This window comes from Planococcus sp. ISL-110 (assembly GCF_018613575.1).
GTDB lineage: Bacteria > Bacillota > Bacilli > Bacillales_A > Planococcaceae > Planococcus.
The window spans coordinates 14,940-28,570 of record NZ_JAGGPX010000006.1 but is presented as its reverse complement, the minus strand read 5'-3'; the positions used below and the strand labels follow the sequence as shown (position 1 = coordinate 28,570).

Here is a 13,631-nt window from a genome sequence, read left to right as displayed (position 1 = left end):
CCTCCTTTGGTTCCATCCGTTTTAGAACTTGCGTCCACCACCGCTGAATGAGCGGCCGCCGCCTGTGACTCCGCCTCCACCAAAGCCGCCTCCGCCTCCGCTGCTTTTCTTTGGAACCTTGCGGCGTGATATGGTTTTATTGCGGAATTGGTCAAGCTTGCTGGTCACTCTTGTATTGTTGTCATCAAAATAAGTTGTCGGAGTTGTCGTCACGCGGCCGCCTGAATTATAGAGCATAAAGCCGACAACGCCTCCAGCCAGCAGCAATGCAATCGCCAGATGAAGCCAGGTTTTCAAGAAGATGCTTTCCGGATTGACGCCGGGCCGGAATTCCATATAGCGGCTTGAAGTAGTCACCGTCTCATGGAAAGCGTCCGCGTAGTCGCCCCTTTGCATTTCCGGGAGGATGCGGTCCAACACCAAATCCACACGCTGATTGTCCAACGTCGTTTCCGCCGTTCCGAATCCCGCCAGATAGACATCACGCGTCGCGATGTTCATCGACAGCAGCACGGCATTTTCCTGGCCGTTCTCCACTGCCCACGCGTCAAAGAAATCACCCATATAATCCTGGATGTCAAACACTTCCTCATCTGAAATCGTCAGAAAAAGAAAGTCCGTCCCATGCTTTTCGCTATGTTCCGCTGCGACAACCTCCAACTCTGCGATTTCCGATTCGTTCAGCAAGTTGGCGTTATCGTAAACACGCTGATCCACTGCAGCTGACACCGTAACCCCATCGACGCCAATAAAAATAAACAGGACACAAAGTGCCAACAGCCATTTCACTTGAAGTTCTCTCACCAAAAAACACCTCCCACAGCGAACGAAATCACTTTCATCACTGCAAAAGCAGAAGCTGCAATGCCGGTGAACCAAGCCGCAACTTTGAACAGACTGATCGGCGGCTTGCCCACCACTTTCCCGGTTTGGCCATTCATCGCAAAGGTGTGTTCCTTGTTTTCGAAATCGTAATAAACCATCCACACTGGGAACAAGGTATAGTAGACATTTTTTTTATTCGCCTGAATTTGTTTATTGGTGTAGCTGACGGTTGAGTAACCGGAAATGGTGCTGCCTATGTACGAATCAATGTAGGGCACAATCTTCGATTCGACCCGGGAAAACAGCGCCTCATCGTCATAATCGTATTTCTCGGCCAGATACCCCGACAAATAAGGCATTCTGAAATCCTTGAGCTCCTGGTAATTATAGGGCTCAAGCTTGTCCATCAATTCGTCGTCCATTTTCTCTGAGGCATCTGCCGGCACTTTCAGGTAGCTGAGGTCCATTTCCCGGCGGACATCATAGAAATCCGTCTCCGTGTAAATCGTGTCGCCTCGCGTATAGCTGCGCACCCTGGTCGCAAGTGCCGCCACATCCGCCTTGCCGTCAATGTCGTAAAGCCAAAATGGCACATACATACCGGTCATTTTTTTGATCCGGTCGCCGCTCGTGAATCCCCTTGGCGTCAGCCGGCCGTTCTTCGTCCATTTCCGGAAAGCGGCGACAGCTTCTTCCTTGCTGATGGTGAAAGGAATCACTTTGGCTGGAGCCAGGTCACCCGTCAGCCGGTCGGCCAGCAGCACCGCCGCTCCGCAGAAGCTGCAATGGGTCGCAGTGGTTTCAGCTTCGGTCAAAATGATAGCCCCGCAGTTTTCACAATGGTATTCTTTTGCTTCACCCGGATCGAATTTCCGCAGAATATTGTCTTCGGGGAATGTTTCAATGTCATCCTGCCTGCCGCAGCTCGGACAGGACAGGTGGCCCGATTCGCTGTCGAACGACATGTCCGCACCGCAGTTTGGACATTTATACTGAATGACCATTCCATCCGCCTCCCTTCAGCTTAAAGGAAACTGTCCGTACCGCTGCCATCATTCATTTTTGCCCAATTGGCTTTTCAAAGCTTCCAGTTCGTCGTCCACGTTGATGCCGGCTTTCAGCGATTTCAACTCGTCATCAACAGAGGTATCACTGTCATATTTTGAAGCCAAATCTTTGAGGTCTGCCTCCGAGCCTTTGTTCAACTCCGTCATGGCGATGGCCTCATCCAACTCCTGGTTTATTTTCTGCTCCATCTTGTCGAAAGCAGAAATGCGCTCTCCTGCACCGTCCACTGAAGAAGCGAAATCGTTCATGCGTTTTTGTGTCTTTGCCACAGACGCCTTGCCCTTCAGCTCCGAGCGTCGGGATTCCAACTCACCGATATCCGACTCCAGCTTGTCGTGCATCTGGCGCATCTGCTGGGTGTTCGCAGCCGCAAGCTCTACAGCCGTCTGCTTGTCTGTCACTTTTTCGGAAAGCTCTGCTTTGCGTTGCAGGAATTTTCGGGCGTCCTCTTCATTGCCCGCTTCCAATGCTTTTACTGCATAGCGCTGCATGTCACCGATTTCTTTTTCTAACTCTTCCAGCTCCCGGCGCTCCCGTTTTTCAGCAGCCATGATCGCTGCCGTCTCCGCCTTTACTTTCCCCAAATCGCTGTTCAAATCACGCAAATACTGGTCGATCATCTTTTCCGGATCTTCTGCTTTGTCCAATAGGGCGTTGATATTGCTCGTCATAATGTCTTTGAACCGTCTTAAAATTTCCATCATCATTCTCCTCTTTTTGTGGTTTTGTGGGACTGCCAAGCAGCACTCTTTCTTAATGAAAGATTACCCTATACCTGTAAAGATTAAGCCTGCAAACAGCCAGAACTGCCTGCTTGTTTCGCGTAAGAGATGAAAAGATTTCTCCCTAACAGTATATCGCATTGTATTTTTAGGGAATATTTGGAAAAAGAAGATTCAATCAAGTGAACTTCTTCATTTCGGTAGTGAACAATAAAAGAATCTCTACTCTGCATATTCTGGAAACCAGTTCTCCCTTTTGACTCAAATCCCTTATCCCTTAACGGCTGGCCGTTGGATCAGTTTGTCGCTCCCATGCCGGCAGTGTTTTCGACAAGGTCTTGTCTTCCTTGTAGCCGAGAACATATTCTGCCTGCATGATTGTGTGGATTTCACGCGTCCCTTCGTAGATGACCGGCGCTTTGGAATTTCGCAGGTAACGGCTGACCGGGTATTCATCCGAATAGCCATAGGCACCATGGATTTGGAAGGCATCATCTGCTGCCTGATTGGCAAAATCACAGGCCTGCCATTTCGCCAGGGAGGTTTCCCGCGTATTGCGTTTCCCTTGATTTTTCAGTTCCCCGGCGCGGTAGACGAGCAGTCGGCTCATCTGAAAGCCCGCTTCCATTTTCGCAATCATCTGTTGGACAAGCTGGTGCCGGCCGATCTCCTTGCCGAATGTCTGGCGCTCGTGGCAATAGCTGACGCTGGCTTCGAGACATGCCATAATCTGCCCAACCGCTCCGGCAGCAACCGTGAATCGGCCGTTATCCAGTGCCGACATGGCAATTTTGAATCCTTCGCCTTCCTGCCCCAGCAAGTTTTCTTGCGGCACCTTGACGTCTTCAAAAAACAGCTCCCCGGTATTGCCCGCCCGAATGCCGTGCTTGCCTTTGATCGCCTTGGAAGAAAAGCCTGGCCATGAGCGCTCCACGATAAAAGCGGAAATTGCTCCGTGCTTTTGCGACTGCTCACCGGTATAGGCAAAGACCAGGAAATGATCTGCCACATCACTCAGAGAGATCCAGGTTTTCTGCCCGTTCAGTACGTAATGGTCGTCTCTTTTCACAGCGGTCGTTTTCATCGCCGCCACATCCGATCCTGCACCCGGTTCGGTCAATCCGAAAGCCCCGATTTTCTCGCCTTTCGCCTGTGGAATCAGGTACTGCTGCTTTTGTTCCTCTGTTCCCCATTGGAGAATAGTCAGGCTGTTCAATCCTGTGTGGACAGAAACAGCGGTACGAAATGCCGTATCTCCCCGTTCCAATTCCTCGCAGACAATTGCCAGGGAATTATAATCCATGCCGCTGCCGCCGTATGCCTCTGGAATGCAGACGCCCATCAGCCCAAGGTCGCTCAGCTTGCCGTAAATCGCTGGATCCGATTTGCCGGCACGGTCCCATTCCTCGATAAACGGCATGATTTCCTTATCGACAAAACTCCGAGTTGTGCGGCGCAGCATATCCTGTTCTTGTGTGAATGAAAAGTCCATCTTGAATCGCCCCTTTCAATTTTCTTGCTAGGCAAAAAAAGCCAGTCCAAAAAGACAACAGCAAGACTGCTTGTCTGGATGAACTGGCTTCCATCTACATCTAGAATTTCCGCGAAGAAATTTCTGCAGACTCGGCAGTAAGGTTTTGTGTGCTTGCTGATGGTGCAAGGAAAAAATCTCAAAATTCCCACACCTTGCTTACTGCCACTTTAATATAGAAAATAGGGTTTGTAAACAAAATTATGTGGGTGTCAGCCACCCACATAATCCAACTAACAAGAAGGCACTTGCCCTCTGATCAATTCCGGTTTGGGCCGGCCAAGCGCATAGCCTTGTCCGAAATGGATGCCCAAATTCTTTAAAAACCTTAACTCCAAAGAATTTTCAATTCCTTCTGCAATAATCTTAGTATTTGATTGTGTAGCAAAGTCCAATAAAAGCTCCACCAATTGCTGCTGAGCCGGCTGGACATGGATATCCCGTATCAAGGAGTTATCGAGCTTGATGAATTCGGGTTTTAACGAAATGATTGTCTTAAGGCTATTGTATCCGGTGCCTGCATCATCAACTGCAATCCGGAAGCCTTGCTGCCGATAATTATCAATCGTTTTTTCGAACTCCTTGTAATCTGTAACCGCTTCTTTTTCCGTCAACTCCAGGACAACCTGATCTGGAGACAAATTGTATTTCTTCAGCAAATCCAGTGTCGTTCCACTTCGATAAGAGCGGTCGGTCAGGACTTGCGGCTGGATGTTCAGGAATATCAACCCACTTTCATGGCTGCTTGTCTGTTTCAGCTGCTCCGCATATTTTTTTAGTGATAAGTTGCGGAGAAATCCTTCTATCCGAAAGACATTATTGCTTTTTCCTATGTAAGTGTAAAACGCTTCAGTAGTTGGAAAAACGGGTGTACTGTCAGGCCTGTTAAGCACTTCGAATCCGATTGTTTCACCTTCTGCTAAGGTTAAAATCGGCTGAAAGGCTGTTTGGAAATTTTCATGAAGCATCAGCGCTTCCACTTCCCTGTCTTTTTTGCTTTCCTCAAACAAGGCACGTTGATTTTTCTTCAGGTAGCTAATGAATTCCACTATGCTGCTCAATCTCATGATGTTCGGCCTCCTATGCACTCGCTTCAACATTCTTGCCAGCTTACAGTATACTTGAAGGCTTGCGAATGAATTGTTAAATTTTAGTAAATATTTTCATCAAGCAATTCTTGAACCTTAATAAAAAACCGCTACTCCCCGAAATAGCAATTCGCTGGGAGTAGCGGTTTTAGTAATGTGAAATGTCATGCACCAAACTTTCCGGAAAAAGTCTGGGATTTTAATGATCCGTTACTATAATATGCACGGCTTCAATCGGTCCATGCACACCAATGACAATATTCATCTCAATATCCGCACTATTGCTCGGCCCTGAGATAAAATTGATGCATGTGGAAAGTCTTTTACCTTCCTCAACCGACTTATGGATGGCATATGAGGCTTGCGTCATGCGCGGCACAATGGTCGATTTCGGAACAATAGCGACATAGGTCAATGGCAACAGGCTGACAGATCGGGCAATATCCTTGTCATTGAATTGCACAACTGTACCCGACTCCGCTAAACTGACATCACTGAAAAACACACCGATGGCCGCTTGTTTTGCTATTTCGATATTTTCTTTTCCCAACTCTGGATTCCAAACATGAGCACCGCTTTCAGCTAATACAGAATCCAGCCCGTACTCACCGAAACGGTTATCTTTTGTAGCCACAACCCGGCCGCCGCCATACTTACTGAAAGTTTCCAGCAGGACTTTTGCAAGATGTGTACTATCGGTTTCTATCACGGTGGTTGTTTTTTCGACGCTGTTCCTGCTAAATACAGCTGCTAATTCTTCAGGGGAAGCTTTTTTCAGAATTTCCAATTGCGGACGGTGCTTCCAATCGGGCCGCGTTACCTGCTTACTTTGTTCTCTTCCGAGCCTTGCCGAAATATTTGCCAAAAAATCGTTTTTATTATGAATCATCCCTTCAGCCATCTGTTCCTCCTCCTTTTTTATGATTGTCAAACCAATGCCTGAAATTGCCGTTTCCTGGTGCTGGGAAGTCCCGGACAGCTGTCCAGAGTTTCATTGGTCCTGGACCACTAGAGATACTGTCATCTTTAACTAACGGTTTCATCATGGTCGGCATTCCCTTTACTGCCAGGCGGAAAAGCGAAGGAGAACTCGCGCCGATCCCAAATGTTTTCATCGCCAATTTCTCAGTGGTTTTCGCTTTTTCCTTCACATAAATTTCCCGATGTCGGATCAATTGCTCGTGAAGCGGAATTTTCACCGGACAGGCTTCGCTGCAGGCCGCGCAGAGGCTCGAAGCGAAAGGAAGTTCACCATACTCTTCATAGCCGCCAAGAATAGGAGACAGCACAGCGCCTATCGGTCCCTGATAAATGGAACCATACGCATGGCCCCCTATATGGCGATAGACCGGACAAACATTGACACAGGCCGCACATCGGATGCAATGAAGGGCTGATTGAAACTCCGTACCCAGTGCCTTCGAACGTCCTGCATCCAAAATCACCAAATGAAATTCTTTAGGCGCATCGATACTGTCTTCTGTTACTTGAGGAGTTAGGTTGGTTACATACGTTGTTATTTTTTGTCCGACTGCACTTCTGCTCAGTAAATTAATCATGACATCGAGCTCTTCCCACGTCGGCACTAGGCGTTCCATTCCCATAATGCTTATTTGTGTTTCCGGGAACGTAGTGACCATGTTGGCATTTCCTTCATTGGTCACGAGAGAAATCGAACCCGATTCTGCTACTGCAAAGTTGCAGCCTGTAACTCCAATATCTGCTTGCATAAAGGTCTCACGCAATTGGCTCCGTGCAAATGCAGCCAACTGCTTTGGCTCCTCGGTTCCAGTATAATTTGCCTTATCCCGAAACGTATCCCGAATTTGTTCCTTGTTTTTGTGCAAAGAAGGAACAACAATGTGAGATGGCCGGTCATGGTCGTCAATCTGCAAAATGTATTCTGCCAAGTCCGTCTCGTACACTTCACAGCCAACTTCTTCCAGCGCTTCGTTGAGGCCGATTTCTTCTGTCACCATGGATTTTGCTTTCGTCACTTTTTTGGCATTTTTCTTCTTGGCAACTTCTTGGATATAGCGGGTGGCATCTTCTGCTGTAGCCGCAAAATATACATGGCCGCCCCGCTTCGAGAAGTTTTCACTTAATTGGTCCAAGTAAAAATCCAGATTTTCCAGCGTATGGCGACGAATCTCCTCGCCGGCGCTTCGCCACTCTTCCCAATCCCCTACCAGTTCATCTTCCACAGTCGCACTTATTTTCTTTCCTCGCAGCCGATCTTGCGCAGAACTCATGGCCTGTCTCATAAAGTCATCTTTTAGGGCATCATCAACCCGACCAAAAAATGGTTTGTCTCCAATTTTCATAGCCATTGTTATACACTCCCTTCTACACGCGAATTAAGGATTTGTGCAATATGCTTTACTTCGATGGCTTTTCCTTTTCGATCAATTCGGCCTTTGATGTTCATCATGCAGCCATTATCAGCCGCTATCAAAAGAGTCGCTGTTGATTCCTCCACATGCCGGACTTTTTCATCTACCATCTGTTCTGAGATCGGTGCCATCTTAACTGCGAAGGTCCCTCCGAACCCGCAGCAATCATAATTATTCGCAAGGGGCAACAGTTCAAGCCCTTTGACGTTTGCAAGCAGCTTAAAAGGAGCTTCTGTCTCTTTCAATAGCCGCATCATGTGGCAGGACGTGTGATAGGTTGCACGTGCTGAATATGCCGCTCCCAGGTCTTCGACTTTCAGGACATTGACGATGAATTGTGTAAATTCATAGGTTTTATCCGCCACGGTTATTGCCCGCTCATGCCACTCTTTGTCTTCTTTGAAAAGCTCAGGGTACTCTTTGAACATAGCCGCACAAGATCCGGATGGGGTGACGATAAATTCCGAGTTTTCGAAACTCGAAATCATTTGCTTTGCCGCTTTTTGGGCATCTTCTCGATATCCGCTGTTGTAAGCAGGCTGACCACAACAAATTTGTCCTTTGGGGAAGTCGATATCGCATCCGAGCCGCTCCAAAACTTCAACTACATCTTTTGCAACGTTTTGATAAAACATCTCCGATAGGCACGTGACAAATAAGGATACTTTCACAATCAACCACCCTTTATCTAGTTTTTTAGTTTAAAAGAAAACGTTCAACTTTAGTCAGCAAATAAAGCAGGTCATCATATGACTAGTCAAAAAAGGTTCAATCTTTCTTAGAATGAGTTATTTAATCAATGTATTTTGACAGGATCTTTTCCACTCCAATTAAATGATTAAGCATATTTTCTTGAGCTTCCTCAGTCCTCCGCGCTTTTATTGATTCGTAGATTGACTGATGCTCTTCATATAAAGAACCCATCATTTCCTGTGAGTACAAAAGAAGCATTCGTGTTTCTCTCATCGATTCAACCATAATTTCAGAGACACTGGTCATTAAATTGATCAACATCTTATTGTGCGTAGCGTGTGCGATTGCTAAATGGAAATCCAAATCTGCTTTTTCTCCCACCTTGCCTTGCCCCTTAGCTTCTTTCATGGCTTTTAAAGCTTTTTCCATGGGCACTAAATCTTCATCTTTATGATTAATTGAAGCCGATGCTGCCGCTCCAACTTCCAGGATTTTACGTACTTCTGAAAGTTCCTTGATGTCTTCCCGCTTCATTAGAAGTGCAGAAGATAAAGGCAGAGAAAATGTTGAAGCATCGAATGATGTGATGTAAGTCCCTTCGCCCTGTCGCATTTCCACTAAGCCCATGGCTCGCAAGCCACTTAAGGCTTCTCTGATTGCCGAGCGTCCCACATTGAAATTTCTCGCCAGTTGTTCGACAGAATCCAGTTTGTCGCCCGTCTTAAATTGGCCGGTCTTAATCATTTCCAAAATAGAATCGGTTACTTCTTCGTATATCTTTCTCGTTCGAATTGGTTTAAATTCCATATATTTTCTCTCCCGACTTGTATGATCCTATCTTTACTTTAATAGAAACCGAAAGAATTTAAAAGACAGAGTCAAACTACATGAAAGAAATCAAGACGAATCCGCCAATTCCGGCTAGTATGCCGTACAGCACAGCTGGAATCAGTGTCTTTCTTATAATGGTCCCTTCTTTCCCCGACAACCCCACAACTGCGGAAGCCGCAACAACATTATGGACACAGATTATATTCCCTGCTGCTGCACCAATGATTTGCAGAGATAAAATAATATTCGTGTCGAGCCCAGTCTGATTTGCGATACTGTATTGGATTGGAGAAAATGTCAGTGTCGAAACTGTCGCACTGCCGGTTATAAATGCCCCCAATTCCCCTAAGAATGGAGCCGCAAATAGCCATGCTGGACCGATTGATACTGCTAAAGCCTGTGCTATGTAATTCGGCATGCTGACTAAATCATTGACGTTTATATTGGAATTTGTAAAAACCTGTACTAAAGCCAGTGTAGAAATCAACGCTAACCCAGCATTTCTAATGGAAAACAGAGATTCTTTTGCAGCCTTTGTAAAATTAGAGAATGGTTGGCGCTGAAAAAAGACAGCAAGTACAGCAGCTAAAATAAGCACAGTCCCCGGAGAATATAAAATCTCCCACTTAGAGGTAATGCCCTCGATACCCAGTATGTTGTTCCAGGTAAGATCGATTGCAGTCAACGTAAATTCTTTTACTTCAGGTATCACGCGCGTGATAAGCAATAATCCGACTACCACGAAATAAGGCGACCATGCTGTCAACAGTCCCATATCCGACTTTTCTGTTTCTACTTTGAAACAATCCTGTAAAGCGTCTTTCCAGTGTTCTTTCGGCAGCAGCCAGCCTTTTTTTGCTGTAAAGGAGGCTACGCCCAACCCTGTCAATGAAGCCAAAATCGCCACAAACTCATGACCGAATAACGTTGCATAAAGCAGGGCGGATGATGTATAGGTCAGACCGACAAGTAATGTCCATGGCAGTATTTCAAAAATATCCGATAACCCTTTTCTTTCACCGAAAATAAGCGTTAGCATAATCACCAGAATCGAAGGAACAAAAGTACCTGCAAACATATCAATCGTGGCAATTGTCACTCCGATTTCCTGAAAAAAAGACAGATCCGCATTCGGAATATTGCTCAATCCGACTTGTATAGGTGTCCCTACCGCTCCATAGGAAACAGCAGAACTGTCAGCAACCAATGCCAGTACCGCAGCGGCCAGCGGATTAAAACCCAATGCCAACATCAATGGTCCAGTTACAGCAGCAGGTGTTCCAAACCCAGCTGCTCCTTCAATTAAAGAACCAAATAAGAATGCCACAATGACAACCTGGACACGCATGTCTCCAGAAATACTTTGAAACCCTTGATTGATTCGCTTTACTGCCCCGTTATGCTGCAAGGTATTCAATAAAGCAATTGCACCAAATAAGATCAATAAAATGGTGAACGCTTTATGTGTCCCTTGCAGAATGGAAGCCAAAATCACATTTCCTTCCATCCCCCATGTTGTGAAAGCAAATACAATTACGATAATGGCACTGAAAAACATTCCTTTTAACGCAGACATTCTGAGCATCACCACAAATATAAACGGTGCAATAATCGCGCTCAGGGAAGCAAGTAATAGCATAAAATCAACCCCCTTCCCATTGTAAAACTATATTTCGCCATTTTAATAGAACGCTTACATTTTCTTATATCGAATCAAATCAGGTCATCAGATGACCTGTTGTTACTTTATCTAATATTTAGAATTTAGTCAATACTTTTTCATTTACTTCAACTGCTATTGCACAGGTGCCAGGCACGCAAACAACTTACACAAAGAAAGAGAACTCTGTCAGGCAGTAATGCCTGACAGAGTTCTCTTTAAACTGCGGGTTTTTTCTGGAAATTGCTGTCTCTCCTGAAATCCCCCATGACTTCCATCCTTTCACTGACACTGACAAATGCATTCGGATCGATATTTTTAATCAAGGGGCGTACATACGCCAGTTCATACCGGCTGATGACGGTATACAGCACTTTGACCTTCGCTGCTGAATATGCGTCCTCTCCATCCACTACCATAATGCCTCGGTACAGATTATCAAGCAACTCTCTTTTGACCACCTCGCCTTGATTGGTCACGACCATCAGGGGCAACTTGATATGGCGTGTGTGGATCCGGTCAACAAGCAATCCGGAAATATAGATTGAAGCCATTGTGTACATCGCCAGCTCCCTGGAAAAGATGAACCCGGAGACGAATACCACACCGCTGTTAAGTACGAAAACCAGCGAGCCGAGCGGCAGATCCCGTTTGATGGTCAGCAACCGGCCAAGGAGGTCAAAGCCGCCTGTCGAACCGTAAAAACGGATGATGACTCCAGCCCCTGCCCCGACAAGCACACCGCCGAAGACTGCTGACAATAAGGCGTCATCCGTTATCCGGACAATGGGAATATACAGCATGGCGATGGACGTTACAGCTACCGAAAAAACACTGTTGATAACAAAGGTTCTGCCCAGCTTCATCCAGCCGACAATGAGGATTGGAATATTCAAGACAACGAGCCAAATCCCTCCGTTGACGGTGTCAGCAAACTGAAGATCATCGCGATGCCGTTGACACCGCTCGCCAAAATTTCATGCGGCAATAAAAACAAGTTGAATGCTACCCCAAGAACCAGGGAGGCCGCGAAGTTGATCGCTAGGTTGTAGAATCTGTTCATAAGATTGCTTCTTTCTCAGATACATATTTTATGCATCCATTCCATAAGTATATTTTTAGTTGTTTGTTTCCTTATGAGCCAATAACGTAAAAAACCGCTTCTGGAGAAACAAAATCTCTTAAAGAGGTGATATACAAATATATGTTTTTTTGCATACTGAGTCATGTTAGCAATAAATTCGGTATGCTGACACCCCAACTTACTTCCTTCAATTTGGAACGGAGGTTCCGAGACATCATTCTTAAGACTATTATCTCATTATTCATTCCAATATAAACTAATAAATGATACTATTTACTAAGTTTGCAATTTAAATTCGGAGAGGAAGTAGTAAATGATGATGAAAAGAAAGCTGTTGACTGCTTTATTATTTAGCACTATAACCTTAAGCCTTCTATCTGCATGTGGAGCAGAAAACCCTACTTCAACAGTGGATGGATTTTTAACCTCAATTCAAAAGAATGATTTTGAAAAGGCAGGTACATTTGTTGAAGGGGGAACGGAAAGCCTGACAACTGATCAGGAAGAAACAACTGAAGAACAAGAAGAACTTGCAATGACGATGATTGAGAATATCTCCAAGAAGTATGAGTTTGAAAATCCTGAGGAAATTTCGGCAGATGGCGATAAGGCTGTTGTGAAAGCTGAAATAACTTCTCTTGATATGGGTGTTGTCATGACAAGTACAATGGCTGAAATTATGCCACTCGCATTTGCTAGTGCATTCGAAGAAGAAACTCCGGAAACCGAAAAGGCATTTGAAGAAATGACCGAAAAAACGATGCTAAAGTATATTACAGCTGAAGATGCTGAACTTGCTACACGTACAGTTGAATTCAACTTAGAAAAAGATGAAGATGGCGAATTCAAAATTGTCGATGATGACAATCTGACAGAAGCAATTTTCGCTAATATTTCACAATTGGAAGATATGTTTGGTGAAGAAGATGCTGAATCAGACTCAGCAAATGGAGAAACTGCAGAAACTCAGGAAGAACAACCCGAGCAAACTTCTGAAGTAATCTCAGTTGTTGCCGAGAATAAAACATACGATGCAAATCCAATAAACGTTACCCTCGAAGAGTTGTCTTTCAAAAAAGCTATGAATGTTTCGGAGGATCAACAATTCGATATAAATAATATGTACACAGACGAGCCGATAGGCGAAGAATTCAACTACTTCTATATTAAATATAATGCAGAAAACACCGCTGACCAAGATATTACTTTTCGTGGGATTAATGAAATTGTCTTATTCTCAGAAGGCAAACAAGAGAAAATTGATATTGCCTACGACTGGAAAGACTTTATCGATTATGACGAAGCCCAAGATGCTGACTATTATGGAGCCGTCAGCAAAGAAGGAGAAGTTGGTGCTGTAATTCAAACCGATCCTGCCAAAGTAGAAAAAGTCCGGATTGTCTTAAGTGAATCTATGGCAACCGATAGTTACGAAACACTTACAGAAGAACAGGTTATTGAATTCGACATCACGAAGTAAGCTTCAGAAGTTGCTTTCAAACTAATGATGGCCTCTCTTGAGCTTCTGCCTTATGCAATGAACTGTATGAAATTTCAACAAAGAGCTTAAGTGCGTTCACCATCAAACTAAAAAGGGACAGAAGAAAATCACTGATTTTCTTCTGTCCCTTTTATTTGGTTATAGGAAACCATTCTTTCGCTCTGCATGTATTTTAACTCCTGAATTATCCCATGCTGTTGAATCATACCATCCTCACTACTGCTCTGTTCAAAGA

13 protein-coding genes are annotated in these 13,631 nt (G+C 45.1%); 1 reads left to right on the top strand and 12 read right to left on the bottom strand.

Annotation, left to right across the window (positions count from 1 at the left end; translation table 11 throughout):
- Positions 1 to 21 precede the first annotated feature (21 nt).
- The 12 genes from J7I83_RS03170 to J7I83_RS18180 form a co-directional block, all read right to left on the bottom strand.
- Entirely contained in the window at positions 22 to 804 is a 783-nt protein-coding gene (locus tag J7I83_RS03170) for a TPM domain-containing protein (protein WP_215099238.1), read from the bottom strand.
- A complete protein-coding gene (locus tag J7I83_RS03165) occupies positions 801 to 1,829 on the bottom strand; it encodes a TFIIB-type zinc ribbon-containing protein (protein ID WP_215099237.1) in 1,029 nt (342 codons plus the stop codon). Before J7I83_RS03165 ends, J7I83_RS03170 begins: the two co-directional genes overlap by 4 nt.
- A gap of 48 nt (positions 1,830 to 1,877) precedes the next feature.
- The gene (locus tag J7I83_RS03160) at positions 1,878 to 2,594 is read right to left on the bottom strand and encodes a PspA/IM30 family protein (RefSeq protein ID WP_215099236.1); all 717 of its coding nucleotides are present in this window, start codon (positions 2,592 to 2,594) and stop codon (positions 1,878 to 1,880) included.
- A gap of 298 nt (positions 2,595 to 2,892) precedes the next feature.
- Positions 2,893 to 4,107, bottom strand: coding sequence for an acyl-CoA dehydrogenase family protein (locus J7I83_RS03155; RefSeq protein WP_215099235.1), 1,215 nt, complete (start codon positions 4,105 to 4,107; stop codon positions 2,893 to 2,895).
- Between the two features lie 272 nt (positions 4,108 to 4,379).
- Positions 4,380 to 5,213, bottom strand: coding sequence for an EAL domain-containing protein (locus tag J7I83_RS03150; protein ID WP_251047416.1), 834 nt, complete (start codon positions 5,211 to 5,213; stop codon positions 4,380 to 4,382).
- Positions 5,214 to 5,433: 220 nt separating this feature from the next.
- Positions 5,434 to 6,135, bottom strand: coding sequence for a LutC/YkgG family protein (locus J7I83_RS03145; protein ID WP_215099234.1), 702 nt, complete (start codon positions 6,133 to 6,135; stop codon positions 5,434 to 5,436).
- Positions 6,128 to 7,564 carry a LutB/LldF family L-lactate oxidation iron-sulfur protein gene (locus J7I83_RS03140; RefSeq protein ID WP_215099233.1) on the bottom strand — a complete coding sequence of 479 codons (1,437 nt, stop codon included), beginning with the start codon at positions 7,562 to 7,564 and terminating at the stop codon, positions 6,128 to 6,130. The genes J7I83_RS03145 and J7I83_RS03140 overlap by 8 nt, the downstream gene beginning before the upstream one ends.
- A 2-nt stretch (positions 7,565 to 7,566) precedes the next feature.
- Positions 7,567 to 8,298 (bottom strand): (Fe-S)-binding protein, encoded by a 732-nt coding sequence (locus tag J7I83_RS03135; protein ID WP_215099232.1) that lies wholly within the window; start codon positions 8,296 to 8,298, stop codon positions 7,567 to 7,569.
- Between the two features lie 121 nt (positions 8,299 to 8,419).
- Positions 8,420 to 9,127, bottom strand: a complete 708-nt coding sequence (locus tag J7I83_RS03130) for a FadR/GntR family transcriptional regulator (protein WP_215099231.1) — start codon at positions 9,125 to 9,127, stop codon at positions 8,420 to 8,422.
- Positions 9,128 to 9,203: 76 nt separating this feature from the next.
- Positions 9,204 to 10,790: an L-lactate permease gene (locus tag J7I83_RS03125; RefSeq protein ID WP_215099230.1), complete on the bottom strand. Its 1,587-nt coding sequence runs from the start codon at positions 10,788 to 10,790 to the stop codon at positions 9,204 to 9,206.
- Between the two features lie 239 nt (positions 10,791 to 11,029).
- A complete protein-coding gene (locus J7I83_RS03120) occupies positions 11,030 to 11,707 on the bottom strand; it encodes a YitT family protein (protein ID WP_483313420.1) in 678 nt (225 codons plus the stop codon).
- The gene (locus J7I83_RS18180; RefSeq protein ID WP_483313419.1) at positions 11,704 to 11,874 is read right to left on the bottom strand and encodes a YitT family protein; all 171 of its coding nucleotides are present in this window, start codon (positions 11,872 to 11,874) and stop codon (positions 11,704 to 11,706) included. Before J7I83_RS18180 ends, J7I83_RS03120 begins: the two co-directional genes overlap by 4 nt.
- A 334-nt stretch (positions 11,875 to 12,208) precedes the next feature.
- Between J7I83_RS18180 and J7I83_RS03115 the strand changes: the two genes are divergently transcribed.
- Positions 12,209 to 13,375, top strand: a complete 1,167-nt coding sequence (locus J7I83_RS03115) for a hypothetical protein (RefSeq protein WP_215099229.1) — start codon at positions 12,209 to 12,211, stop codon at positions 13,373 to 13,375.
- Positions 13,376 to 13,631: the final 256 nt, after the last annotated feature.